The sequence below is a fragment of the Intestinicryptomonas porci genome (assembly GCF_033971905.1).
Lineage (GTDB): Bacteria > Verrucomicrobiota > Verrucomicrobiia > Opitutales > Intestinicryptomonadaceae > Intestinicryptomonas > Intestinicryptomonas porci.
In genome coordinates this window covers 77,651-101,947 of sequence record NZ_JALBUT010000005.1, presented here as the reverse complement: position 1 = coordinate 101,947, position 24,297 = coordinate 77,651, and the positions used below count along the sequence as shown (strand labels likewise).

23 protein-coding genes and 1 tRNA gene are annotated in these 24,297 nt (G+C 44.2%); 8 read left to right on the top strand and 16 right to left on the bottom strand.

The features are described from left to right. Positions 1–3: 3 nt before the first annotated feature. Genes rsmI through MOX91_RS05325 form a run of 11 tightly spaced genes read right to left on the bottom strand, consistent with a single transcriptional unit; the run spans position 4 to position 7,555 of the window. Positions 4–693 (bottom strand): 16S rRNA (cytidine(1402)-2'-O)-methyltransferase, encoded by a 690-nt coding sequence (rsmI, locus tag MOX91_RS05375; protein ID WP_370397058.1) that lies wholly within the window; start codon positions 691–693, stop codon positions 4–6. Continuing rightward, positions 690–1,172, bottom strand: coding sequence for a 2-amino-4-hydroxy-6-hydroxymethyldihydropteridine diphosphokinase (gene folK / locus MOX91_RS05370; RefSeq protein WP_370397057.1), 483 nt, complete (start codon positions 1,170–1,172; stop codon positions 690–692). Before folK ends, rsmI begins: the two co-directional genes overlap by 4 nt. Continuing rightward, positions 1,172–1,537 (bottom strand): dihydroneopterin aldolase, encoded by a 366-nt coding sequence (gene folB, locus MOX91_RS05365; RefSeq protein WP_370397056.1) that lies wholly within the window; start codon positions 1,535–1,537, stop codon positions 1,172–1,174. The genes folK and folB overlap by 1 nt, the downstream gene beginning before the upstream one ends. 4 nt (positions 1,538–1,541) lie before the next feature. After that, on the bottom strand, positions 1,542–2,333 hold the full coding sequence (gene folP, locus MOX91_RS05360; protein ID WP_370397055.1) for a dihydropteroate synthase: 792 nt from the start codon (positions 2,331–2,333) through the stop codon (positions 1,542–1,544). Between the two features lie 13 nt (positions 2,334–2,346). Then, positions 2,347–3,564, bottom strand: a complete 1,218-nt coding sequence (locus MOX91_RS05355; protein WP_370397054.1) for a tetratricopeptide repeat protein — start codon at positions 3,562–3,564, stop codon at positions 2,347–2,349. Further along, positions 3,561–4,241 carry a TonB family protein gene (locus MOX91_RS05350; RefSeq protein WP_370397053.1) on the bottom strand — a complete coding sequence of 227 codons (681 nt, stop codon included), beginning with the start codon at positions 4,239–4,241 and terminating at the stop codon, positions 3,561–3,563. The genes MOX91_RS05355 and MOX91_RS05350 overlap by 4 nt, the downstream gene beginning before the upstream one ends. Then, positions 4,238–4,651, bottom strand: a complete 414-nt coding sequence (locus MOX91_RS05345; protein ID WP_370397052.1) for an ExbD/TolR family protein — start codon at positions 4,649–4,651, stop codon at positions 4,238–4,240. Before MOX91_RS05345 ends, MOX91_RS05350 begins: the two co-directional genes overlap by 4 nt. After that, on the bottom strand, positions 4,648–5,202 hold the full coding sequence (locus tag MOX91_RS05340) for a MotA/TolQ/ExbB proton channel family protein (RefSeq protein WP_370397051.1): 555 nt from the start codon (positions 5,200–5,202) through the stop codon (positions 4,648–4,650). The genes MOX91_RS05345 and MOX91_RS05340 overlap by 4 nt, the downstream gene beginning before the upstream one ends. Before the next feature lies 1 nt (position 5,203). Next, positions 5,204–6,346: a MotA/TolQ/ExbB proton channel family protein gene (locus tag MOX91_RS05335; protein WP_370397050.1), complete on the bottom strand. Its 1,143-nt coding sequence runs from the start codon at positions 6,344–6,346 to the stop codon at positions 5,204–5,206. After that, positions 6,343–6,987 carry a hypothetical protein gene (locus MOX91_RS05330; protein ID WP_370397049.1) on the bottom strand — a complete coding sequence of 215 codons (645 nt, stop codon included), beginning with the start codon at positions 6,985–6,987 and terminating at the stop codon, positions 6,343–6,345. Before MOX91_RS05330 ends, MOX91_RS05335 begins: the two co-directional genes overlap by 4 nt. Positions 6,988–6,994: 7 nt before the next feature. Continuing rightward, entirely contained in the window at positions 6,995–7,555 is a 561-nt protein-coding gene (locus MOX91_RS05325; protein ID WP_370397048.1) for an RsmD family RNA methyltransferase, read from the bottom strand. A 19-nt stretch (positions 7,556–7,574) separates the two neighbouring features. On the opposite strand from MOX91_RS05325, the gene MOX91_RS05320 reads away from it, so the two are divergent. From MOX91_RS05320 to MOX91_RS05310, 3 genes are all read left to right on the top strand, one after another. After that, on the top strand, positions 7,575–8,585 hold the full coding sequence (locus MOX91_RS05320) for a lipid A deacylase LpxR family protein (RefSeq protein ID WP_370397047.1): 1,011 nt from the start codon (positions 7,575–7,577) through the stop codon (positions 8,583–8,585). A 106-nt stretch (positions 8,586–8,691) separates the two neighbouring features. Next, on the top strand, positions 8,692–9,807 hold the full coding sequence (locus MOX91_RS05315) for a 3-keto-disaccharide hydrolase (protein ID WP_370397046.1): 1,116 nt from the start codon (positions 8,692–8,694) through the stop codon (positions 9,805–9,807). A 216-nt stretch (positions 9,808–10,023) separates the two neighbouring features. Continuing rightward, positions 10,024–11,136 (top strand): 3-keto-disaccharide hydrolase, encoded by a 1,113-nt coding sequence (locus MOX91_RS05310; protein WP_370397045.1) that lies wholly within the window; start codon positions 10,024–10,026, stop codon positions 11,134–11,136. A gap of 51 nt (positions 11,137–11,187) precedes the next feature. On the opposite strand, the gene MOX91_RS05305 is transcribed toward MOX91_RS05310, so the two are convergent. Next, entirely contained in the window at positions 11,188–12,435 is a 1,248-nt protein-coding gene (locus MOX91_RS05305) for a hypothetical protein (RefSeq protein WP_370397044.1), read from the bottom strand. 149 nt (positions 12,436–12,584) lie between these two features. On the opposite strand from MOX91_RS05305, the gene MOX91_RS05300 reads away from it, so the two are divergent. Further along, complete coding sequence (locus tag MOX91_RS05300) at positions 12,585–13,508, top strand: bile acid:sodium symporter family protein (RefSeq protein ID WP_370397043.1); 924 nt, start codon at positions 12,585–12,587, stop codon at positions 13,506–13,508. Between the two features lie 77 nt (positions 13,509–13,585). Here the strand turns inward: MOX91_RS05300 and MOX91_RS05295 are convergent, their stop codons facing one another. Continuing rightward, a complete protein-coding gene (locus MOX91_RS05295) occupies positions 13,586–14,635 on the bottom strand; it encodes an SEL1-like repeat protein (RefSeq protein ID WP_370397042.1) in 1,050 nt (349 codons plus the stop codon). A gap of 290 nt (positions 14,636–14,925) precedes the next feature. On the opposite strand from MOX91_RS05295, the gene MOX91_RS05290 reads away from it, so the two are divergent. Beyond that, positions 14,926–15,834, top strand: a complete 909-nt coding sequence (locus MOX91_RS05290; RefSeq protein WP_370397041.1) for a TolB family protein — start codon at positions 14,926–14,928, stop codon at positions 15,832–15,834. Positions 15,835–15,966: 132 nt separating this feature from the next. On the opposite strand, the gene MOX91_RS05285 is transcribed toward MOX91_RS05290, so the two are convergent. From MOX91_RS05285 to MOX91_RS05275, 3 genes are all read right to left on the bottom strand, one after another. Beyond that, positions 15,967–16,040, bottom strand: a tRNA-Pro gene (locus MOX91_RS05285). A 74-nt stretch (positions 16,041–16,114) separates the two neighbouring features. Next, a complete protein-coding gene (locus tag MOX91_RS05280; RefSeq protein ID WP_370397040.1) occupies positions 16,115–18,022 on the bottom strand; it encodes an ATP-binding cassette domain-containing protein in 1,908 nt (635 codons plus the stop codon). Positions 18,023–18,086: 64 nt separating this feature from the next. After that, complete coding sequence (locus tag MOX91_RS05275) at positions 18,087–20,084, bottom strand: hypothetical protein (protein WP_370397039.1); 1,998 nt, start codon at positions 20,082–20,084, stop codon at positions 18,087–18,089. 269 nt (positions 20,085–20,353) lie between these two features. Between MOX91_RS05275 and MOX91_RS05270 the strand changes: the two genes are divergently transcribed. The 3 genes from MOX91_RS05270 (at position 20,354) to MOX91_RS05260 (ending at position 24,274) form a co-directional block, all read left to right on the top strand. After that, the gene (locus MOX91_RS05270; protein ID WP_370397038.1) at positions 20,354–21,337 is read left to right on the top strand and encodes a diaminopimelate dehydrogenase; all 984 of its coding nucleotides are present in this window, start codon (positions 20,354–20,356) and stop codon (positions 21,335–21,337) included. 164 nt (positions 21,338–21,501) lie between these two features. Further along, the gene (locus MOX91_RS05265) at positions 21,502–22,890 is read left to right on the top strand and encodes a glycoside hydrolase family 2 protein (RefSeq protein ID WP_370397037.1); all 1,389 of its coding nucleotides are present in this window, start codon (positions 21,502–21,504) and stop codon (positions 22,888–22,890) included. Beyond that, complete coding sequence (locus MOX91_RS05260; protein ID WP_370397036.1) at positions 22,844–24,274, top strand: AbfB domain-containing protein; 1,431 nt, start codon at positions 22,844–22,846, stop codon at positions 24,272–24,274. The genes MOX91_RS05265 and MOX91_RS05260 overlap by 47 nt, the downstream gene beginning before the upstream one ends. Positions 24,275–24,297 lie beyond the last annotated feature (23 nt).

Genomic DNA, 24,297 nt, shown 5'->3' with positions numbered 1-24,297 from the left:
GCCTTACAGTTCAAAGTCTTTGGGGGCGATGAGGACGACAAATTCGCCTTTGGTATTTGATTTTGAAAGCTCCTCTTTTACTTGCGCAACCGTTCCCGTGAAAAATCTTTCGTGCAGTTTCGTGATTTCCTTTGCGACGCAAATTATGCGATCGCTTCCCAGCACTTCGAGGGCGTCGTCCACGAATTTTTCGATGCGGTGGGTCGATTCGTAAAAGCAAAGAGTATAGTCGAAATCCTTGTATTTCTCGAAAAACGCCTTGCGCGCCGCGCTTTTTGCGGGGAGAAAGCCGACAAACAAAAATCCGTTTGTGGGAAGCCCCGATGCCGCAAGCGCGGCAGTGAATGCGGAAGCCCCCGGAACGGGAACAATATCTATGCCCTCTTTTCTGCAAAGGCGCACAATTCTAAACCCAGGGTCTGAAATGCACGGCATTCCCGCATCGGAAATCAGCGCGACTTTCTCGCCCGATTTCAACCTCTCCAAAAGTTCTGGAGCAACCCTCTGTTCGCGGCTGTCTTCGTAAACTACCATTTTCTTTTCAATGCCGTGTTTTTTAAGTATGGTGGAGGCATTTCTGGTGTCTTCGCAGGCAAGCAAATCACAGTTTCTCAAAGTTTCGACGGCGCGCTCTGAAATATCGCCAAGATTTCCGATTGGAGTCGCGACCAAATAAAGTTTTCCTTCGCTCATAAGTCTTTTACGGGGTTAAATTTTCGAGTTTTTGTCTTTAAGATTTCCTTTACAAAGGCGAAATTTTCGCCATCAAACGCCCCCTGCTCCAATAAATCCAAAAGCGGCGTTATGACAAAATCGCGCTCATTCCAGCGTGGATGCGGAATTTCAAGGCGCGGTGTTTTAATTTGCAAATTTTCAAAAAAAACGATGTCTATATCAAGCGTGCGCGGCGCGTTTTTAAATGTGCGGACTCTGCCGAATTTTTCCTCGATTTCATTGCACTTTTCAAGGAGGGTTTCGGGCGAAATTTCCGCCTGGCAAAAAACCGCCATATTGAAAAAATCTCCCTGGTTTTCATAGCCGACAGGCGGAGTTTCGTATATTTTTGAAAGCATTTTGACTTCGCAAAATTCGCCGATGGATGCTACGGCTTCTTTTAAAGTGCGCCCCCTTTCTCCCAAATTGGAGCCCAATGCCAAAACAAAGCCGTCCACTATGCGTAATCCTCGCGCTTGCGTTTTATTTTTACGGAAATTTCGTCCAGCACGTTTTCAAGATTGCGTTTGACAACCTTGACTTCGATTTTCTTTGCGATTGGAAATCTGAAAAGCACCCGTTCTGCTATTTTGTCCGCAAGCTTTTCGATGAGCCTTACGCTTTCGCCCATAATGACGCCCTCTGCGATTGCGATTGCCGCAGGATAGTCAACCGTGTCTTCCAAGGCGTCCGATTTTGCGGATTTCCGCGTATCAAGATGGATTTTCATCGAAACCCAAAATTCGCAGGGGTATTTCAATTCGTGGGCGAAGCAACCGTGCTTCCCTTTTAGCTTAATATTTTTTAAAATCAGTTTGTCCATAAAATTACCATTCGTTTTGCAAGTTAAGCGCGCCGATTCCCCTTGCGAAAAGCTTGTGCTTTCCGACTTCGTGGGTTCTGAAAATATCCGCCGACCCGCGCGCCATCGAGTAGCAGTTGAAAGCGAGCGTCCCGTCTTCAAAATTCTCGCCGAAGACATTTTTTACCATTCTCTTGCGCGAAAGCCCCAAGAGCAGAGGAAATCCGAATTTGCGAAGCGCGCCGTAGTTTTTCAAAAGTTCCAAATTCTGTTCCGAAGTTTTTGCAAAGCCAATGCCTCCGTCCAAAATTATGTTTTTGTATGGCACTCCGCATGCGCGGGCGTTTTCCAAAATTTTTTCAAAGTCGGCAAAAATTTCCGCTTTCAAATTTTTAATCGGCTCGGCGTAATCGGGGCGGTTGTGCATTAAAATTATCGGGCAGGAATAGTCGCTTGCAACGTCGCAAGTGGAAAATCTTTCGCCGCCGAAATACGCGCCCCACATTCCGCCCCAAACGTCGTTTATTATGTTTGCGCCAAGCTCCAAGGCTCTTTTTGCGACTTCCCCCTTGTAGGTATCGACGGAAATTTTGATTTTCGGGAACGATTTTCTGATTTGACTAAGCGGCTCTTCAAGCCTTGAAAGCTCCTCTTCCGCCGTAATTTCAACAGAGCCGGGGCGGGTCGATTCCGCGCCGACATCAACAATGTCAACGCCCTCTGAAACCATTTCTTCAACGCGCTTTAAGGCGTTTTCAACTGAATTGAATTTGCCTCCGTCCGAAAACGAGTCGGGGGTCAAATTTAAAATTCCCATTATCTGTAAATTTTTATTTTGCATTTCTAAGTTTCAATATAAATTCGTCAAAATCACTTGTTTTAAATTCACGCTTCAAACCTTCAAGCAAGTCGGCGGCGGCAGAAAAATCCCCCGATGCAATAGCTACATTTGCAAGCCCCGCAACGGCTTGCCTCTTGTGTTTGGATTTTGCCGCGCCATAAAAAGTGCGCGCGGATTCAAGATTGCCCTCCGCAAGCGCGATGTCGGCAAGTTTCAGGCAGACAAACGGATTTAGAGGATTTTTTGCGTGCGATTTTTCAAAAAATTCCTTTGCGCTTTCGCCCTTTGCCTCAGACAAAATACCCATTATTTCAAAATACCGCCATGAAGACTTGCCAATATTTAACGCGATTTTTTCCGCCTCTTCGACATGGTTTGAAAGAGCGAAAAACCGCGCGATTTCATACGCTTTTTCTTCGGGAATTTTTGCGCTTGAATACGCCGCAACTGCGGGGGAGAACATATTTAAATCGGCATATATGTCCCCAAGCAAAACAGAGTCTTTTTCTTCAGAAAGCGACAGGGATTTCATAGCTTCAACCGCCGCGCAAGCCCCGAATTTATCGCCGTTTTTAAGGCGCAAAAATACGAGCATCCGCCAAATTTCGGCGTCGGTTTTTGATATTTTCAAAATATCGTTTAGCGTGTTTTCAAGACGGGCATAGTCGCCGATTTCGCTTAAACACCTCGCCTTCGATTTTAGAAGCTTTAAATCCTTTGGGGCAAACAAAAGCGCGTTTTCAAAGCAAAGCAGAGCCTGCGAATAATTTTCAAGCGAGAAATGGCAGTAGCCGAGAGATGCGCATATTTTTTGGAAGTCGGCATTTGAAAGGCTTAGCGCAACGCCAAATTCTTTAATTGCGCCTTCAAAATCATTTTCCTCCAAAAGCAAATAAGCCAAGTTGCGGTGCGCCATGTAGAAATTCGGCATTTTCTTTATCGACGCAAAAAACAACTCTTTTGCCCTTGATTTTTCGGAAATTTGACAAGCCGCATTGGCAGCGTTAAATAACAGCGGAGCTCCCGCGCGCTCGTCGCTTAAAGCGTCAAAAATGACTTGCGCCCGCTGAGACAAATCTTCAATGGAAGCCGCCCTTTTCAATACGCCCGCTTCAAATTTGTTGGCGGCAGGCTCAATCTCCGCCGCGTTCAACTCAAATGCCGCGAAGAAAAAAAGCAAAAATAAAAGAGGTGCAAAAATTCTCATTTCTTGTTAATTTTAAATGTGATTGGCAAAATAAAACGCGCCCTTGCAGGCTTGCCGTTGCGGGTCGGCGCATCGTATAAAAGGCTCTTTAAGGATTTCTTTGCGGAAACCAAAAACTCTTCGTGCGTGAAGCTTTCGACGCCTTCAAGCTCGACGCCACCGTCCTCGTTTATCTGCACCATAAGGCGGACTTCCCCCTCGATACCCTTCTCAAAAAGCTTGCGCGGATACTGCAACGCCCCGCGCTTTCTGCACCGCGGAGTAAAATCAAGCTCGGAAATTTCAAACGCCTCGACACCGAAATTTGAAGCGTCCAAAGCGGCGCGCTCTCCATCAAATTCGGATAATCCGAAAAGAGACGCATCGCCCGCCCCCTCAACCGCAAACTTTGCAAAATCTGACGCGGGAATTTCAACTTTGATTTTTTCAGCGGAAAGCGGCAAGGTTGAAACCCGCATTTCTTTAAGCGAATTTTTGGCATGGGCAATTTCAGCTTTCTTTGGCGACAATTCAACGAACGTCCTTTTAGGGGTTTTTACAGGCTCGCAGGCGTCCCGCAAAGAAAGGCATCGCGAAAAAGGAAAAACCAAAAACATCAAAACACCTAAAAAAACCGCACAAGTAAAACTTGCGGCGTGCAGGCACAAAGGATTTGAATTGCGAAACTGCGCGCTCATAATCCGCCCTCCCTTGTCTTGTCGCTTGCAATGAAAACTTTTTCTATCCCCGCGCGCGAACATGCGTCCATGATTTCCACTATCGTCGAGATTTTAACGCTCGCGTCGGAATCTATAACGGCGTTTTTTTCGCCGCGCAAAGAGGCTATCTTTTCGAGGGAATCAATACTTACGTATGCCCCCGCAACGCTTATTCTGCCGTTTTTTTCTACAAAAATGTTTAACGCCTTTTCAGGAGATTGCGAAGCCTTTTCCGACTTCGGGCGGTCTATTTCAAGAGCCGACTTTTCCGCAAATGCCATCGTGACCACAAAAAAGATGAGCAGTATGAACATCACGTCTATAAGAGGCGAAATGTTGATTTCCGAAGACGAGTCGGGATTTTCAAAAGAGGGTTTGCGCAAGCTCATTTTTCTTCTTCCCCCAAAATCAGGCAGGACTCGCACCTGCTTAAATTAACAAGAATTTTCTGCCTCAACATCGAGCATAGCATGGCAATAATAATGGCGGGCAAAGCAATTGAAAGCCCGCACTGGGTAGTAATCAATGCGCGTGAAACACCCTCCGCGACCCCGCTCGAAGAGCCGCCGATTTCGGAGAGCGCAAACGCCATCCCCGACACCGTGCCAAGAAGCCCCAAAAGCGGCGCGATTGCGGCAAGAATTTTTATCATCGCCAAAGAGCGCGATACAGGCGGCATGATTTCGCGCCTTACCGCATCAAAGCGCGCCTTTATCATATCCCTGCCGCCGAGTGCATCTTCAAGAGTTTCAGCGTTAAAAAAAGCGCACAAATTCCGCTTTACCAAATCCGAATTTCTGCACGCCGCGTAGAATTTAAGAAGCTTGAATAATAGCATGAACGCCGCGTAATAAAGATACGCCGCAAGCATAAAAAGCGGAAGCATCAAAACCCCGCCGCTTTTTACATACAATGTCGCCTCTTTAAAAAAACCGTCCATCTTACTTGCAATTTTTCGATATGTATTCCGACGCCGCTTTCTCCATGTCTGACAAAATCGCCTTGCCTCTGCGCGACAAAATTGCATGCAAGACAAAAGACGGTATTGCAACCATCAAGCCGAACTCCGTCGTAATGAGCGCTTCGCTTATGCCGCCGGACATAAGCTGCGGATTTCCCGCGCCGTAAACCGACAAGTCCCCGAATGTTTTTATTATGCCCGTCACAGTTCCCAAAAGCCCCAAAAGCGGGGATATTGCCGCCGAAACCGCGACAACCCCAAGCCCCGAAAACAGCTTTTCTCCGCAAGAAAGCATTTGCTCGTACGCAATTTCCTCTGTAAGGCTCTTTGAAATTCCGCGGTTTTCCAAAAATTTTTTGAGCATCGCAGAATGCGGCTTGGGGGCGTTTTCCGCAAGCTTCACCGCACCCGCCTCGTCGCCCTTTTCAAGAAGCGAACTTATTTTTGCAACGCATTCGGGGTTTATCCTGCCCATCGAAAGCGATGTGAAAGCCTTAAAAATCGAAACCAAAAACGCCATCGCGCCGAACGCCAAAATCGGATAAATCCACACGCCGCCCACCTCGATTTTCTGCTTGAACGTGCGCGTTTTAACAAGCGGAATTTTGCCCAAAGACGTGTCAAGTTTCGCGCTAAAACGCCCGCCGCTTTCAAGCGATTTCAAGAAGTCTTCCCCATTCTGCCCGACAATGGCATAATCCAAAATTTTTGCGGAAAATATTTCCGCGTCGGCCTTTTCAAGCAATTCGGAAATTTGCGACAAAACACCGTCAAAATCGCGCGCAGGCATGATTTTTTGGGAATTTAAAGATACTGCAAGCTCCTGAACCGCGCTTCTTAGCCCGTCATACATGGAAGTCTTTGCGGCAAGATTTTTCAACGCCAAATCGTAATTTACGGAATTTTCGCGAATTGATTTAAGCTCGGCTTCGAGCGACTTCGTCTCTTCTCCCGCCTTTAAGATTTTTTCGTTTAACTTGGCGCGTTCATCTGCTATTTGAGAGAGGGTTTGCCCGTAAGTTTTCAATAAATCCGAACATTGCCCCTCCATATTTTGCAAAGCGTCGGCAAATGCAAAACAGTTTAAAAGGCAGAAAAAAATCATAGCAGAAATTCTCTTCATTTCCCCTTCCTTTCAACTGAAATCGGAATGATTTTATGCGGCGACCTGCCGTTTAAGATGTCGATGATTTCCGAAACTTCGGCGCATTCCGATTTTTTTAGCGCGGCGCAAATGCCGATAAAAACGGCTTCTTCGCCGTCAATCTCCCTCGCGCTCAATTCCCTTGAAGATTTTAGCGCAAAAATTCTCGCTTCGATAGCGGCTTCGGCAAACGAATAAACGTCTTTGAAAGTCCCGCCCGATTCAGGCGCGCCCTTCAATACATAGAAAGCGGGCAATTTCTGCGATTTTTTCCAAAAACTTTTTGTCAAATCCGCCAAAGATTTTTCCAAATCAATTTCAAATTTTTTGAATTTTTCAATAGACGCCAAAATTTCTGAAGCCGCCGCCTGCGATTTTTCGCTTTCCGCCTTCGCTTCCGCGATATAATGTTTTATGCGGGCATTCAATGACCGCCGCGCGGCAAGCCTCGCTTCCAGTTCGCTTTTTTCCGCAATCCATACCTCGTTTGCCTCGGCGATTTTTTTCAAAATATCGACTTTTTGCGCAGACTTTTCCATCAGGTCCTGCGCGGAAAAATCCGCATAAGCAAAAACCTGCAAAAACGCAGCGGCAAACATCAAAAGTTTTTTTATCTTCATAATGAAATTAAATTCTTCGCATTAAAAGCTGGGACGGCTTGCCTTTGGAATTTTTGCCAAGCCTTTTCAAGACCTCAAAAGCCGAAGTTTCGGGAGGCTCAAATTCTGCGGGAGCTTCGAGCATAACCAGAGTTTCGGTAGAGGAAAAGCGCAACAAAAGGGCGAAAATTTCATCCGATTTTTTTTGAAGCAAAGGATACGGAGCGTCCGCAAAAATCAAATCAAACGGCTCTTCAAAAGATTCCGGCTTCAAATTGAAACAGTCAGCCGAAACTATCCGCGCCTCGATTTCTCCCATGGATTTTTTAATTGCAGAAACGTTTTCTTTAAGACAAACCGCCGCCTGTCTTGAATTTTCCACAAAAACCGCGCTTCTTGCCCCCCTGCTCAGAGCCTCCAAGCCGTAAGACCCCGTTCCTGCAAAGAGGTCTAAAACGTTCGCGCCGCTTACGAAGTCTGAAATCGAAGAAAACACGGCCTGACGCGCCGCGTCGGTTGCGGGGCGCGTGGCGTCGCCTTTCGGAGACTTTAAAATAATTCCTCTTGCCTTTCCCGATGTAATTCTCATTTTTTTATTTGATAAAATTATGAAAAATTTAAAGGCTTTGTCAATCGCTCTATCAATTCTGCTCGGCTTTTTTGCGCAACTCTCACGGGCGGAAGAATGCCCTGCGCGCAAGAGTTCGATATACTTTATCGCCGAAAACGACATCGGATTTTCAGACCGCTACTATACAAACGGCTTGAAACTCACCTATCTGTCGCCGTCGGACGACTGGCTTTTAAATAAACTGCAATTTAAGTTTTTGAGGCTTTTAAATTCAGATAAATCCGCCCAGACAACCCAAAGCTTGTCGCTCGGGCAGGACATGTATGTAAGCTACGACATAGACGACACAAATCCCCCCATGACAGACCGACCATACGCGGGCTGGCTCTACATCACGGACGGGACGCACATCGCGACAAAAAACACCTTAGACAGTTTCGCCATAACAATCGGGGTGGTCGGTGAAATTTCAGGTGCGGAATACACCCAAAAAAGATACCACGAATTTATAAATGTGGATAGACCCATGGGCTGGGATACCCAGCTAAAAAACGAGCCTGCCTTCACGATATCTCTAAACCACTCGGAACGCGTGTTTGAGCATTCGCTTTCCGACAATTTCCGCACCGATTTTATCTGCTCGGCAGGCGCAAACCTTGGGACGGTATCGACAGAGGGAATTGTAAAGGGGCTGTGGCGTTTCGGATTTAACATGCCCTACTCTTTCGACGCCGCAAGAATTGAATTTTCAAGCTCCCAACAAGTGGAATACGCCATGCAAAACCGCCCCGACTGGCATGCGTACATATACGCGGGATTTGTCGGTAAAGCGGTCGGCTACAATATGTTCTTAGACGGCAACGTACTTAGAAAATACGATAGAAGCGTCGATAAGGAATGGCTTGTCGGTGAGCTTAACTTTGGCGCAAGTTTAAGATACAAAGATTTTTATGTATCCTACTCTTGGTGCGTGCGCTCCAAAGAATACAAAACCCAGCGCGGCGGAGTCCAATATTTTTCAGCCCTTATGATTGGTGGGACTTTCTAATCTTACTGTTCGAATAAAATTTCTTGATAAAAATTTCAAAAATATTTTAATATCCCCCATTAGTACACTAAATAACAGTTTTCAAATGGAGGGAATTTAAGTATTTATGAAATTAAGAAATGTAATCACACTTGCCTTGGCGTTCGCAAACACCGCGCTCTTGGCATACACAAACAACTTAGTCGGCGAATATTCCGACGTTATTAAAGCCGACAAAGGCCCTTTCAAGGACAACCCCGAACTCTGCTTCCGCGTCCATAAAGAAGGCGGCGACTACAAAGTTGACATCGTCCGCGACCTTTGGAGAAGATGCAAAACCTACGCGCAATTTTCAGCAAAAGAGCAAAACGGCGAAATCGTCTTTGAAAACTTGCAACTTCCGTACCTGCAAGGCCCGAGAGCCTCTCTAACGGGCAAAATAACAAAAGACAAGGTTGAAGGCACTTACTATTTCAAGCAAAAGGAAAACGGCGTTGAAAAGGAATACACTTTCCCGTTTGAAGTAAAACGTATTGAAAGGCAATCCCCCACCTTGAACATGAAAGCCCCCAAAGGCGCAACGGCTCTTTTTAACGGTTCGAATTTCTCGGAATGGAAGGCATGCAACAACAAGCCCATCGCCTGGAAGCTCGATAAAAAAGAAAAATCGATGATGGGCGCGCGCGACGCAAACAATCAGTCAAGCGACATCGAAACCAAGCGCAAATTCAAAAACTGCCGCCTCCACATGGAATTTATGACGCCCGACCAGTCAGAAAGAGGCTATATGGGACAACAGAGAGGAAATTCAGGCGTATTCTTCGGCAGATTTGAAGTCCAAATCCTCGACTCTTTCGGCGCGAACGGCGAATGGGACGAATGCGGCGCGCTCTACCGCTTTATGCCCCCGCAATTCAACGCCAGCCTTCCCCCCGAAAGATGGCAGACATACGACATCTTATTCTACGGGGCGAAAGACAAAAACGGAAAGCTCGAACGCAATCCGCGCATCACGGTTTACCATAACGGCATGAAAATCCATAACGACGTGGAAATCTGGGAAGGCACTGATTATAACTCCTGCTGGAAATCGCTGAAAAACCTGCGCGAACACTCATTCCCGATTAAGCTCCAATGGCACAACGAACCCGTGAAGTTCCGCAATATCTGGATTGAAGAAATCAAGGATGAAGACGTGGCAATCATTCCCGAAATAATCACGAAAAAGAATTTCCGCGAGTAGCTCCGGACAAAAAAATAGCAAAACCTCAAAAAACCGCGCAAATTAGCGCGTTTTTTTGTTTCCCCGCAAATTTTACGCCCCAAACTGCGTTGTTTTTTCTTAAATTTTCGCCAACGAGAATATTATTTAAAACATTTTGACTTGAAGAAATCACCAATAATTTTTTATAATTCGTAGTTAAGTGTAATTATATGGCGGATAAAAAAGGAAAAATTTATGAAGATAAAATCAATTTTGGCGATTGCGGCAATGTTTTCAACGGGCGCACTTTTAGCTTACACTAACGATCTCGTAGGCGAATATTGTGGCGAAATAAAGGCTCAAAGGGGACCGTTCAATGCGAACCCCGAGCTGTGTTTTAGAGTGCATAAAGAAGGCGATAACTACAAGGTTGAAATCATGCGCGACTTGTGGCGCAGATGTAAAAATTACGCAAGTTTCAACACCAAAGAGCAAGACGGTGAAATTATCATTCAAAATTGCCGCCTATCATATCTTTTGGGTCCACAGGTTACGCTCAACGGCAAAATCACAAAAGACAAGGTTGAAGGCACTTACTATTTCAAGCAGAACGAAAACGGTGTCGAAAAAGAATATACATTCCCCTTTGAAGTAAAGCGCATCGAAAGGCAATCCCCCACCTTGAACATGAAAGCCCCCAAAGGCGCAACGGTTCTTTTTAACGGTTCGAATTTCTCGGAATGGAAGGCATGCAACAACAAACCAATCGCATGGAAGCTCGATAAGAAAGAAAAATCGATGATGGGCGCGCGCGACGCAAACAATCAGTCAAGCGACATCGAAACTAAGCGCAAATTCAAAAACTGCCGCCTCCACATGGAATTTATGATACCCGACCAGTCTGAAAGAGAAATTGCGCCGGGGCGCGGCAATTCGGGATTGTTCTTAGGCAGGTTTGAAGTGCAAATTATCGATTCTTTCGGACTAGACGGCAAGTGGGACGAATGCGGCTCGCTCTACCGATTTTTTCCGCCGCAAATAAACGCTTGCCTTCCCCCCGAAAGATGGCAAACATACGATGTAATTTTCTACGGCGCAAAGGAAAAAAACGGCAGGCTCGAACGCTACCCACGTATAACAGTCTACCATAACGGCATTAGAATCCATAACGATATTGAAATTTGGGAAGGCACAGAATATTTTTCGAGAGATAAAGATTTAAAAAACCTGCGCGAACAACCCGTCCCGATTAAATTGCAGTGGCACGGCGACCCCGTAAAATTCCGCAACATCTGGGTTGAAGAAATCAAGGATGAAGACGTAGCAATCATTCCCGAAATAATCACGAAAAAGAATTTCCGCGAGTAAGAAATTAAAATCTTTTTTGTTTTGCGGGCGCATGTTTTTTTGCGCCCGTTTTTATTTTTCACTCTCCCATATCCTTTTTATGCAAGACTGCAAATTAAGAGTATGCGAAATGCCTTCTTGCGGAGGGACAGAGCGAACCGTTATCTTTCCGCGCTGAGACTTTTTCAACGTCAAAATACGCGTTGCGGGCATTTGAAGATGCCCGTTTTTATCGGTTTTCTTAATCCATTCATAAGCGTATTTAAGCCAGCGTTCGCGCTCTTCTTGCGGCTGCAAATAAAGCCATGTTATTTCGTCGTACCCCCATATGAAATGGTCGTTTAAATCCGCCTTTCCCGCATGGTTTGATATTCCGAAATTGTCAAATTCGACAAGATAAGGCAGGCTGTCGCAGCTCCATCCGTTAGGGGTTTTGCAGCCCGCGCTTCTTTTGTAAATCGAATCAGTATGCCCGACTTCCAAAATTCCTTTCATCTTTTCAGGCTCGTCCAAACAGTCTTCCTTTATGCGAAGCGGAAACGAATTGAAGTCGAGCAAACTTTCACCCTTGTAAAGCATTGAGCCGTCGGGCGTGTGAGCGTCAAATATGATTTTGTTGCGGCGCGCATGGCGGTCGGCAAATTTTCGCAGAAACTTTATGAAGTCAGCCCAACCCCCCATTTCAGGGTCATTCGCCCCCATGAGCTTTACCTGCCCCAAGTGGATAGCTTCGACGCCGATTTTTACATAAGAGCCGACAAGATACAAAAACCATAGGCGCGTTTCCAAGCGGGTTATGTCCGGCACACTGCCGCCCCTGCCCCAGTGATTTCTGTAAAGCCCATTTTCAAATACCATTTTATCGTAGGAGAAATTGCGTTTTTCAACGGGCAAAGACATTTCCACAAATACCCATGCGGGAATTGCCACTTTTTCCACCGTCGGATAAACCGCCTCAAACACCGCACCCTGCACAATGATTTCTTCGTCAACCAAATGCAGTTTTTCGATTAAATTTTTCGCATAAGAAAAAAATTCGGGATTGTTCAAGGCGTCCTCGCCGCCCCACCTGTAAATGGCTCTTCCCACAAACTTTGCCCCGACATCCCTAACAAATTCAATGTCAAGCTCCTTGCGCGGATAATCGCCCTCCGTCGAAAACTTGGGCATGTTGGCAAAATCCATAAGAGTTATCGACCTTTCCAAATAGTTTTCAAGCACCTCCCTGGAAATCGAGCCGCTAAACTTGTAGTCTTTCGCAAGCGCAAAACCCGCAAAGATTTGAAAAACCGAAACGAAAAGCAATAAATAATATTTCATGGACACCGAATGTATATTTTCAGCCTTAAAAAAAATATTCAAGCGCAAAAAACCACCATACAAAAATGTTGACCACCCCGCAAAACAAACAATTATTTTTAAATAAAAAAGCACGCTCATTTTCCTACAATCCATAACAACCGCAGCCCATGAAATTTTGCGATTTTATTTCTCGGCACATCGCCCTAATCGTCTTTGGCGCGGCAATATGCGCCCTGTATTTCCCAAAAACTTTCTTGTGGATGGACGGCTCGCTTGTGCCGCCGCTTTTGATGCTCATAATGTTCGCAATGGGGCTGAACATGAATGCGCGCGATTTCAAAGAAGTTCTGGTTCATCCCAAAGATGTCTTAATAGGATGCGCCGCGCAATTTACGCTAATGCCGCTGATTGCGTACGCCCTCTCAAAGATTTTTGCTCTCGACCCCGCGCTTGCGGCAGGCGTGATTTTGGTCGGCGCATGCCCCGGCGGAACGGCAAGCAACGTCATAACTTTTATCGCGAAAGGCGATGTCGCCTTGTCTATCGGAATGACAGCAGTAAATACCCTGCTTGCGCCTGTCATTACGCCGCTTATAGTATATCTTTGCCTGCGTAAAAATGTAGAAGTTGACGCGCTAAAAATGGCGTGGTCTATATTTGAAGTAGTGATAATCCCAATCGCGTTCGGGCTTGCAATCAAAAGAATTTTTAAAGACAAGCTGAATACGCTCGCAAAAATATCGCCAAGCATGGCAGTTGCGGCAATCGCGCTAATCGTGGGCTGTATTGTCTCCCATAATTCGCAAAACATATTTGACGGCGCGGGAGTTATTTTTTGCGTTGTGATACTACACAATATTTTGGGCTTTGCCTGCGGATTTTTGATTGCGCGAATGTTCGGCATGAGCCTTTCAAAAACAAAAGCATTGTCGATAGAAATAGGAATGCAAAATTCGGGGCTCGCCGCAAGCCTTGCTTCAAGCGCATTCCCAAGCCTTGCAATGGCGGCGGTTCCGGGGGCGATATTTTCGGTCTGGCACAATATTTCAGGCGCAATCCTCGCCCAACTCTACAAAAAGCTCGAGAAATAATTAGCCCCCTTCCCGCCCAAAACAAAAAAGCCCCGACACAGGGGGGTCTTTTTGCTTGGGAAACAATTTTTTAGGAATTATCTAAATCTTTTCAGGGCTTCAATTGCATATTCATCCCCCTGCGCAGCTGCTTTACTACACCATTTTATGGCTTCAGAGTAATTTTCTTCAACACCTTCACCCAAATAATAACAACATCCCAAAAAACCTTGCGCACTAGCATTTCCCTGTTCGGCTGCTTTTCGATACCATCTTACCGCTTCGTAAGGATTCTTTTCAACGCCTTCACCATAATAATAACAAAAGCCAAGAGAGCATTGCGCATGAGCATCTCCCTGTTCGGCTGCTTCATGATACCATTTTGCAGCTTCATAAGGGTTCTTTTCCACTCCTTCTCCGTTTTCATAACAAGCTCCAAGAAAATACTGAGCATCAGCATCTCCTTGTTCGGCTGCTTTTCGATACCATTTCACTGCTTCATAAAGGTTCTTTTCCACTCCTTCTCCGTTTTCATAGCAAATACCAAGAGAGCATTGAGCATCAGCATTTCCCTGTTCGGCTGATTTTCGATACCATTTCACTGCTTCATAAAGGTTCTTTTCCACTCCTTCTCCTTTTTTATAGCAAAGACCAAGAGATCTTTGCGCAAGATCATATCCCTGTTCGGCTGCCTTTCTATACCATCTTACCGCTTCGTAAGGATTCTTTTCAACACCCTCACCATAATAATAACAAAAGCCAAGATCCCATTGCGCAAAAGCATTTCCCTGTTCGGCTGCTTTTCGATACCATCTTACTGCTTCATAAGGATTCTTTTTAACGCCATCCCCATTGGAATAACAAAAACCAAGAGATCTTTGCGCACTAGCATATCCCTGATCTGCTGCCTTTCGATACCATCTTACTGCTTCATAAGGATTCTTTTCAACGCCTTCACCATTGGAATAACAAATACCAAGAGACCATTGCGCAAAAGCATCTCCCTGTTCGGCTGCTTCACGCAAAATTTCGACGTTATGTTCTGTTTTCACAGATTGAAGTAACTCTTCTGTCTTTTTATAATTTTCTTCGGGATGGCGTTCGCAACTATTAAAAAAGCGAATAATACTTGATATAATCTTTTTCATTTTCGTTTTTATTTTTTTTAATTTCTGCAAGCCAATTTAATCATTGGCGCGTAAAAAATTTTCTTCTGAATATTTATGATCAGCTTTTTTATATGGAAATCAATCTTTTTTATTATTCTCCGCGCAAATTTATGCGGAAAACTATTTTAATTAAATGCGTCAAGTTATCGCGAACTGCCCCGCGGTAAAAATCCACCAACTTAAATCAAAATTTTTGGGGAACTTTTTTAAAATTTGACAAGACAAAACGAGGCGCGTAAAAAATTTTCCAGTTAACAAATTTATTGCCTATGAAAAAGCTGTATCTATTTATTTCCGCGCTAATTCTCGCGCTGAGCGCAAACGCCGAAAAGCTCACAAGCTTTTTGGAAATCATAAATATCGAAGATGGGTCAAGGCGCATCGTAAAAACGTTTCCTCATAAAATAGAAGCCCCCAACTGGACGCAAGACGGCAAATGGCTAATCTATAACAGCGGCGGCAAACTTTACAAAATATCCCCCGACAATCCGCAAAACCCCGTTGAAATCAATACCGATTTTGCCGACAGCTGCAATAACGACCACGTTCTGTCCCCCGACGGCAAGGAAATCGCGATAAGCCACCACTCCAAAGAAGACAGACAGTCGCGCATATATACATTGCCAATCGAAGGGGGAAAGCCGACACTTATCACCGCGGCAGGGCCGAGCTACCTGCACGGATGGAGTCCCGACAAAAAGACACTTTCATATTGCGCGGGAAGAAAGGGCAATTACGACATCTATGTGATTTCCGCAACGGGCGGAGCTGAAAAACGCCTTACAACTGCCCCCGAACTCGACGACGGAGCAGAATTTGCCCCGGACGGTCAAATTTGGTTTAATTCATGCAGAACAGGGCTTATGCAAATTTGGCGAATGAACCCGGACGGTACAAACCAAACGCAAATTACATTCGACGAAACAAGAAATTCATGGTTTGCCCATCCATCGCCAAACAATAAGCTTGTGGCATATCTCTCCTATCAAAAGGGAGATGTAAAACCCGACAGCCACCCCGCAAACAAAAACGTGGAGCTTAGAGTAATGAATTGCGACGGCACAAACGCAAGAACAATTGCAAAACTGTTCGGCGGACAAGGCACAATAAACGTTAACTCTTGGTCTCCCGACAACAAACACTTAGCCTTCGTAAGCTATAAACTCGAATCTGAATAAACGCAAAAAGATAAAATCGGATAAAGTAAACGCCTCACCCAAAGGTGGCTAAACAAAAAAGTGAAACTAACAAAATAAAGCCCCACCAAGCCCCACGCCGCAAACGCTTTTGTTTACAAGCTTAAAAATCAATCGGGCGAGAGGGATTCGAACCCACGACCCTCTGGTCCCAAACCAGATGCGCTACCAGACTGCGCTATCACCCGTAATTGAAAAATTTTATATGTTCTTTATTTTCGCTTTTATGTCAATAAAAATTAGCAACATATTCAAATTCAATTTATATTTTTGGGTTTTCAAGGGCGGTTTTGCGTTCTTCAAGGTATGACCATCTCTCGAAAAGTTCGTTCTCTATCCTTTGGATTTCTTCAAGGCGGGCGTTGATTTCGGGAAGTTTTTCAACATTTTGGCGAATAAAATCCACATCTTGAAGTTTATTTGAAAGTTCTTCCTGCTCGCGCTCCAACGCTTCGATTTTCCCCTGCATTCCCTCAAGCTCCATGCGTTCTTTGTTTGTGAATTTTTCGCGTTTGGCGGATTTTGGTTTCGGCAAAGATTCCGCTTTGGGCTTTGGAGAAGCCGCCTGAATTTTTTGGCTTCTGTATTTAAACCATTCATCGTATCCGCCGACAAGCTCGGTTATTTTTCCGTTTTCCTCAAATCCGAAAACAGCGGTTACGATATTGTTTAAGAATTGCCTGTCGTGCGAAACCAGCAGAATTGTGCCTTGGAAATCCACGAGGGTATTTTCCAAAATCTCTATGGTCTGCATGTCGAGGTCGTTTGTAGGCTCGTCCAAGACAAGCACATTCGCGGGGTTTGAAAAGAGTTTTGCAAGCAAAAGCCTGTTTTTTTCGCCGCCTGAGAGCATTGCGATTTCGCCATGTATTTGTTCGGGTGTGAACAGAAAATTTTGAAGGTAGCCGACTACGCTTTGCTTTTGAGAGCCAACTGTCACATAGTCTGAGCCTTCCCCGATGTAGTCGAAAGGCTTTTGGCTCGGATTAAGATTTTGTCTTAGCTGGTCGAAATATGCAATTTGAAGGCGCGTACCGAAATTCACAACACCTTGAGAAAGCTTTATCTTCCCCAAAAGAGCGTTCAAAAGAGTCGTTTTGCCGATGCCGTTACGCCCGATTATTCCGATTTTGTCGCCGCGGTAAATCGTGGTTGAAAATCCGTCGATAATCTTACGCTCGCCGAAATTCACGCAGATGTTTTCGACTTCCATGACTTTTTGCCCGCTTGCGTTGGCATCTTGAATTTTTAAAGAGACGCTGCCCAAACGCTCCCTGCGCTCCCTGCGGATTTTGCGAAGCCGCATAAGCTCGCGAACCCTGCCTTCGTTGCGCGTTCGCCGCGCCTTTATTCCCTGTCTAAGCCACGCCTCTTCCTGCGCGAGCTTCTTGTCGAAAATTTCCTCGTTGCGCGAAATCGACTCCAAAAGCTCGTCGCGCCTTTTCAAAAATTCCTTAAATCCGCAGTCAAAAGATATGAGTTTTGCCCTGTCAACTTCCACAACTCTCGTCGCCAAATTTTCCAAAAAAACCCTGTCGTGAGAAACGAACACGAGAGTTTTTCCCGATTCTTTCAAGAAGCTTTCAAGCCAAATCACCGATTCTATGTCCAAATGGTTTGTAGGCTCGTCCAAGATAAGAACGTCCGGATTTTGCACAAGCTCCCTGCCAAGCAAAACCCTGCGTTTAAGACCGGCAGAAAAAGTGGAAACTTCCATAGTTGCATCGAGTTCAAGCTTTTCGATTGTCTCTGAAATTTTAACGTCGAAACTCCACAAATCAAGTTCGTTGATTTCGTGGACGAGGCGGTCAAATTCATTTTGAACTTCAACGGAATGCGCGGCGGAAATGGTTGCCGAAAGATTGCGGTACCTGACAAGCTTTTGCCCTATTTCCTTCAATCCGCCCGCCACAACATCATACACACTCCCCGACAAATCCGTCGGGACTTCCTGCGGTAAATATGCGGTTTTTATTCCGCGCTGCCTTTCGACCATTCCGCTATCGGGTTCTCCAACGCCCGCTATAATCTTCAAGAGGCTCGTTTTTCCGCACCCGTTTCGCCCTACAATCGCAAGAAAATCGCCCTTTGCGACGTTCAAATCCGCCCTGTCCAAAAGAACATGCGCCCCATACCTAAGCGATACATTGTTAAGCGAAATCAAGCTCATGATAAAAACGTCAAGACAAGCAGAAATTTATCCTAAACGCAACAAAGAAACGCGGTGTTAATACTCAAAAAACATAATCTATGCTGCGGTCATTTTTGTTTTTAATAAGCGCATTTATTAGCGACTTAAAGGCGTCGGAGTTGCCTTTTGTTTTTTCGATTTCGCTTTCTGAAATTGGGTTTGACAATTCTTTTGACATTGCTTTTGCAAAGAAAATTTTATCTTCCCAATCTGTTGAATTTTGCGCAAGCAAGAGAAGGCTATTAAAAGAAATTCCTTCTAAAAGTTCAGGATTTTCTTTATAATATTTTATGCCTTCTTTTATGATTTTTGCGTAATTTTGCGGAAAATATTTTTTCACAATGTCTATATGATACATTGCAATGGCAAAATCTTTTTGGGGTTTACTCTGAGATTTTTCTTCTATATTTTTTGCGCTAATCAGCTTATAAACGCCATCTTCCAATTCATAAATTTCCGTTGTTTCTCGAATTAGTTTTTGCAAGGTTTGCGGGTCATGCAATTCGTCTAAATTTGCATGTGCAAGCGGCAAAAACTTATCAGATTTTTTCTCGGCAATTTTTGCGATTTTAATTTTGGTCTTAATATCGAAAATTTCATAATCAAGATTATGTATAAATCGGTCTATATTTTTTTCGTAAAAATCGGGCGTAGCGTTTAAAATATCGTAAAGTTTTTTAAGCTTGAAAGAATAGATTTTCCCTCCGCCTTTAAATCTTTCAAAATAACTATAAAAGGCATCATTTAAGATTTTTTCAGACTCCGTTGTTTTTGGAATAAGCGAAAGAATATGGTAAAAATCTTCTTCATCTTCTGCAACATATATGTCAGAATACAGATTTTTGCCAAACTCATACTCCCAAACTTTTTTATCGCCTATATAAAGATTATAAATATATTTCCCTCCAATTTTTTCAGGAGAAATGTATTTTCTGATTTTAAAAGAGCCGTTTTTGGAAAAAATTTCTGTTATCTGAGACGAGGCAAAACCAGACTCTGAAATAAATTCCGTTTCCTCAATATTTTCATCTGCGTTATAAAAAATGAATAATAAACCATCTTCTTCCAATTTGAATTTAAGCTTTGAAAAATCTATTTTGGAAATATCCATAGCTTCTTTATGAAATCTATAAGATTGTTCTAAATCATAAATCTCACAAACATCTCTATAAAATTTGAGTGGAATATTTTTATGGATACTTTCAGATTTTGAAAGTTCGCGCATGCTTAGAACTTCAAAATATCCACGCAAATCATAATCATTTTTGATAAATCTAATTTCGCACTCTACTGATTTCCCATCAAAGTTTTTATATTTATCGTCATTTTTAAGTTCGATGTATGAAATGGAGATTTTTATTGTTTTCGGCACAAAAAGTATGAGTCTATCATCTTTAAAATTGACAAGCCCCCTTGTTTTGAAAATTCCGCCATCATACAATTTAAAATAATCGTCTTTTGAAAGATGTCGTTGAGGGGAACTTAACTCCATAAGCGTATGCCAATTATTGTAGTTGTCATTTTGAGGACTATATAATAAACCCGCCCTGCGCTCCATATCGGAAGTTGAATACCAATCGCTTCCAAATTCTTCTATCTCGTAATCAACTATGCCGTTTTTTACGGAAATTTTTTTGTACTCGAAATCAAACACGCTTCCTACACGCCAATTATCAATTGAAAACCAATCGCAAAAAATCGGATATTCGCATTCGTACCCCATAACTTTTTTCGCAGAAATAGAATACCATCTTTTCTTTACGTTTGTAAGATAAAGCTTGTTATCGCTCGAAATCATATATTCCGCAACATAACCTCGCCAACAAGCAGATGAATTAATGCCAAAAAAAGGTCTTCTTTGCGGGAATTTTTCGTAATAAACTTCTAATGGCAGATTTAAATTATTATGGGCATCTAACGTGGATTCATATATATTAGTATAAGAATCATTAAAATTATGCCTTATAATATCGGGAGTTTGCATAGTTGCAAAACAAGTCAATCCCCATAAAAAAGTAGCGACACAGAATAATATTTTCATAATTAAAATATATTTTTTAAGATACAAAACTTCAAGCAAATAAATAAGTCGCGCAACATCTCTTCATGCAAAATCTAAAACTTTTCGCAATGTAAAATCTTACATTTTTGTAGAATTTGCGCATTTTTTTCAGAACATTTTTGTATTTTTATTGAACTTGCGCAATCGTTTTTAGATAAAGCTCATAAAAATTTCGACGCAAACTTTCAAAAATCCCCGCAAGGTGCGCGGATTTCAATGAAAAAGCTCGAATTTAGAAAAGAAAATTTATGGCAATCAAAATCGGCATATTAGGTTATGGAAATCTCGGACGCGGCGTTGAATGCGCCATACGCCAAAACCCCGATACGGAGCTTGCCGCCGTCTTTACGAGGCGCGCCCCCGCATCCCTAAAAATCCAAACGCAGTCCGCAAAAGTCGCAAGCGTTGACGAAATCCAAAACTGGACGGACAAAATCGACGTTTTAATCGTGTGCGGAGGCTCCGCGACAGACCTGCCCAAGCAGTCCCCGAAATATGCGAAGCTCTTTAATTTAATCGACAGTTTCGACACGCACGCAAAAATTCCCGAACACTTTGCAAACGTTGACAAGTCCGCAAAAGAAGGCGGCAAGGTCGCAATAATTTCCGTCGGCTGGGACCCGGGAATGTTCTCGCTAAACCGCCTTTACGCAAATGCGATTTTAACGGAAGGCAAAGACTACACTTTCTGGGGCAAAGGTGTAAGCCAGGGGCATTCCGATGCAATCAGAAGGGTTGAAGGCGTGCAAGACGGCAAGCAATACACAATTCCCGTCGATTCCGCGCTAAAAGCAGTGAGAGCGGGGGAAAATCCAGAGCTTACAACGCGTCAGAAGCACACGAGGGAATGTTTCGTGGTTTTGAAGGAAGGCGCGGACGCGGCAAAGGTGGAAAAAGAAATCAAAAACATGCCGAACTATTTTTCCGACTACGACACGACGGTGCATTTCATCTCGCAGGAAGAGTTGGATAAAAACCATAGCGGCATTCCGCACGGCGGCATTGTGCTAAGAAGCGGCTCTACAAACGGCGGCAAGAACAAGCACATCATCGAATACTCCTTGAAGCTTGACTCAAACCCCGAATTTACTTCATGCGTGCTTCTCGCTTACGCGCGCGCGGCATACAGGCTTTCCAAAGAAGGCGCAAGCGGCTGCAAAACTGTGTTTGACATTGCCCCTGCCTATTTGAGCGCAAAAAGCGGCGAGGAATTAAGGGCAACGATGCTTTAATTTTTAAATCAAAAAAGACTAAAAGAGGGAACGCATTTGTTCCCTCTTTTTTTTGAGCCTTTAATTTCAGTTTTTCGATTCCGCAAAAAAATTTCAAAAAAGAGTTGTAAAAACAAAAAGTTTGCCATTAAATTGAAACCAAGTTTAAAAAAGCAAAAAACACCATGGATAAGAAACTGAAAATATTGGCTTTTTCAATCGCCGCGCTTTCGCTTGTTTCGGGGCTTGGCGCATGGGAAAAGAAAACCGCCCCTCTAATGACAAAATGGGCAGAGCTTGTGAGCCCCGAAAACGCCCTGCCCGAATATCCGCGCCCGCAGCTCGTGCGAGAAAAATGGCTGAACTTAAACGGCGTCTGGGAATTTGAAGGGGTTGAAGGCATCAACAAGCGCATTCCATCATACGACTGGAAAGGCGCAGACGAAAGCATCTTTAAAGACATCAAAAGCGGCAAAAAACTTTCGGGAGAAATTCTTGTCCCATTCCCCGCAGAATCCGCGCTTTCGGGAGTTATGAAGCATTACGAATACTTAAAATACCGCCGCGAATTTGAAATTCCGCAGGATTGGAAAGGTAAAGACGTAAAGCTAAACTTCGGGGCTGTCGATTTCATGTGCGATGTTTACATAAACGGAAAGCTTGCAGGCTCTCACCAAGGCGGATACGACGCGTTTTCGTTCAACATCTCAAAGCTTTTGAAAAGCGGCAAAAACGAAATCATAGTTTCCGTTTACGACCCGACCGATAACGGCATAAATCCCGTCGGCAAGCAGAGAATCGAACCCGAAGGCTACTGGTACACCCCGTGCAGCGGAATTTGGCAGACGGTTTGGCTCGAACCCGTTTCAAAAGGGTCGATAGACAGCCTAAAACTCATACCAAGCGTTAAAAACGGCTATCTTTCGATAACCGCGAATGCAGAAGAAATTTTACAGCAAATAGAAGTCGAAGCATATGATGGCGATAAAAAAGTTGCAGGAGCAAGCGACGTCGCAAACAAGGAAATAAAGCTTGAAATCCCGAATGCAAAACTGTGGTCGCCTGACTCTCCATTCTTGTACGACTTAAAAATAAAGGTTAAGAAATTCGGCAAGACCATTGACGAAGTCGATTCGTATTTCGGAATGCGCGAAATCGGCAAAAAAGTAATAAACGGCATAACCCGCCCCACCATAAACGACGAATTTATTTTCCAAATAGGAACTCTCGACCAAGACTACTGGCCGGACGGCAATCTGACCGCCCCAACAGACGAAGCATTGAAAAGCGATATCCAAAACCACAAGGATTTAGGCTTTAACCTAATCCGCAAGCACATCAAAGTTGAGCCTGCGCGCTGGTTTTACTGGTGTGATAAAATCGGTATGCTCGTGTGGCAGGACATGCCAAATTCACACACGCACTCAGTGCTTATAAAGGAAGGCAAAAAAGAAGTAAAAAGGGAAAGTTTCAGACCAAACGAAGAGGAGCGCAAAATTTTTGAAAACTACGCCAAGGAAATCATAGATGAACCACATAAGCCACCCTTGCATAATAACCTGGATTTTATTTAACGAAGGCTGGTCGATGTACGGCAAGCGCGAAGACATCAAAAGATTTTCCGACAAAATCAGCGCGTACGACCCGTCCCGCTTCGTAAACGACTCATCGGGACTTCCCAACGAGCATGTAAGCGGGGATGTTTACGACCTTCACATATACCAAGGCCCTTCCGCCGGCATTCTTGAAAGCAACACATTCGCGGCTCTCGGAGAGTTTGGCGGAGTGGGGTTGAACGTAAAGGGACACAACTGGTTTGACAGGGGCGGCTGGGCTTACGGAGAGATGAACAAAACCAACGAAGACCTCACAAAGCGGTACTTGCAAATGCAAAACGAGTTGTATTCGCTGATGTACCACCCGGGGTTAAGCGCGTCGATGTACACCCAGATTTCCGACGTTGAAGGCGAGACAAACGGCTTATACACATACGACCGCAAAGTACTGAAAATGGACGCAAAAAAGATAAAAGCCGCCCATGATAAAATCGTATCCGCGTCAAAAAATATGCCAAAAATCACCAATGCAAACGATAAGCTTTCGTTCGCAGATAAAAATCCCGTTCTTAAAAAGAGCAAAGACTTGCAGTTTGCGTATCTGAAAAACCAAAATAAAGAAGACGCAAACATAACTTCCGCAATAGCCGAATGCGAATTTAAACTGCCCGAAGGCAAAGACGCCTCCGCAGGCATTGCAATGCGCGCGGCGAATGGCGGCGGCTATCTTTTCGGCATAAAATCAGACGGCACGATATTCATAAAAAGCTTAGGCGAAAATTCAGAAAAAATCGACATTGAAAAGAAAACCGAAATTAAGGGGAAAATCCATTTGAAAGCTCAGGCTTTCGGTTCGGTTCTCTACCTTTACGCAAACGGCAACCGCATATTTGCAAAAGACGCCTTCAATTCCTACGGCAAGTGCGGAGTTTTCGCGCAAAACTCGCAAGTCAAATTTGAAAACTTCAAAATCGGAAACCCTGCCCGCAGAATTCGAGCGACAGAGACAACCGTTAAATTTATAGTAATAAGGGAGGAAAAAGACAAAATCCGTTGTATCTTCGACTGCAATCCCAAAGTTATGGGCGACTGCCATTGGGAACTTGAAGCGGGTCTTGCCGACAAAAGCGGAGTGTCGTTTAGGTCTATGAGCCACCCCGACAAATACCTGACGCTAAATCCTGACGGAAACATCACTTTGAAGACATTTGAAGATAGCGATGAATACAAGAAAAACGCCACTTGGTACATGAAAAAAGGCAACCACGAAGGCTTGCATTACTCGTTTGAATCAATGGCAAAAAAAGGCGAGTTTATGAAGCACAAGGCGTGGAACCTCGTTGCCGCCCCCGTAAAGACAGGAGGCGAAAAGTTTGACTCAACGCTCGAACTCATTGAATAGGCTTAAAACCCAAAAGCGGCGCA

Bases quoted from the DNA above. Each gene is read 5' to 3' on its own strand.
- rsmI (WP_370397058.1), bottom strand. From the start codon at position 693: ATGAGCGAAGGAAAACTTTATTTGGTCGCGACTCCAATCGGAAATCTT.
- folB (WP_370397056.1), bottom strand. From the start codon at position 1,537: ATGGACAAACTGATTTTAAAAAATATTAAGCTAAAAGGGAAGCACGGT.
- folP (WP_370397055.1), bottom strand. From the start codon at position 2,333: ATGGGAATTTTAAATTTGACCCCCGACTCGTTTTCGGACGGAGGCAAA.
- MOX91_RS05355 (WP_370397054.1), bottom strand. From the start codon at position 3,564: ATGAGAATTTTTGCACCTCTTTTATTTTTGCTTTTTTTCTTCGCGGCA.
- MOX91_RS05350 (WP_370397053.1), bottom strand. From the start codon at position 4,241: ATGAGCGCGCAGTTTCGCAATTCAAATCCTTTGTGCCTGCACGCCGCA.
- MOX91_RS05345 (WP_370397052.1), bottom strand. From the start codon at position 4,651: ATGAGCTTGCGCAAACCCTCTTTTGAAAATCCCGACTCGTCTTCGGAA.
- MOX91_RS05340 (WP_370397051.1), bottom strand. From the start codon at position 5,202: ATGGACGGTTTTTTTAAAGAGGCGACATTGTATGTAAAAAGCGGCGGG.
- MOX91_RS05335 (WP_370397050.1), bottom strand. From the start codon at position 6,346: ATGAAGAGAATTTCTGCTATGATTTTTTTCTGCCTTTTAAACTGTTTT.
- MOX91_RS05330 (WP_370397049.1), bottom strand. From the start codon at position 6,987: ATGAAGATAAAAAAACTTTTGATGTTTGCCGCTGCGTTTTTGCAGGTT.
- MOX91_RS05325 (WP_370397048.1), bottom strand. From the start codon at position 7,555: ATGAGAATTACATCGGGAAAGGCAAGAGGAATTATTTTAAAGTCTCCG.
- MOX91_RS05320 (WP_370397047.1), top strand. From the start codon at position 7,575: ATGAAAAATTTAAAGGCTTTGTCAATCGCTCTATCAATTCTGCTCGGC.
- MOX91_RS05315 (WP_370397046.1), top strand. From the start codon at position 8,692: ATGAAATTAAGAAATGTAATCACACTTGCCTTGGCGTTCGCAAACACC.
- MOX91_RS05310 (WP_370397045.1), top strand. From the start codon at position 10,024: ATGAAGATAAAATCAATTTTGGCGATTGCGGCAATGTTTTCAACGGGC.
- MOX91_RS05305 (WP_370397044.1), bottom strand. From the start codon at position 12,435: ATGAAATATTATTTATTGCTTTTCGTTTCGGTTTTTCAAATCTTTGCG.
- MOX91_RS05300 (WP_370397043.1), top strand. From the start codon at position 12,585: ATGAAATTTTGCGATTTTATTTCTCGGCACATCGCCCTAATCGTCTTT.
- MOX91_RS05295 (WP_370397042.1), bottom strand. From the start codon at position 14,635: ATGAAAAAGATTATATCAAGTATTATTCGCTTTTTTAATAGTTGCGAA.
- MOX91_RS05290 (WP_370397041.1), top strand. From the start codon at position 14,926: ATGAAAAAGCTGTATCTATTTATTTCCGCGCTAATTCTCGCGCTGAGC.
- MOX91_RS05280 (WP_370397040.1), bottom strand. From the start codon at position 18,022: ATGAGCTTGATTTCGCTTAACAATGTATCGCTTAGGTATGGGGCGCAT.
- MOX91_RS05275 (WP_370397039.1), bottom strand. From the start codon at position 20,084: ATGAAAATATTATTCTGTGTCGCTACTTTTTTATGGGGATTGACTTGT.
- MOX91_RS05270 (WP_370397038.1), top strand. From the start codon at position 20,354: ATGGCAATCAAAATCGGCATATTAGGTTATGGAAATCTCGGACGCGGC.
- MOX91_RS05265 (WP_370397037.1), top strand. From the start codon at position 21,502: ATGGATAAGAAACTGAAAATATTGGCTTTTTCAATCGCCGCGCTTTCG.
- MOX91_RS05260 (WP_370397036.1), top strand. From the start codon at position 22,844: ATGAACCACATAAGCCACCCTTGCATAATAACCTGGATTTTATTTAAC.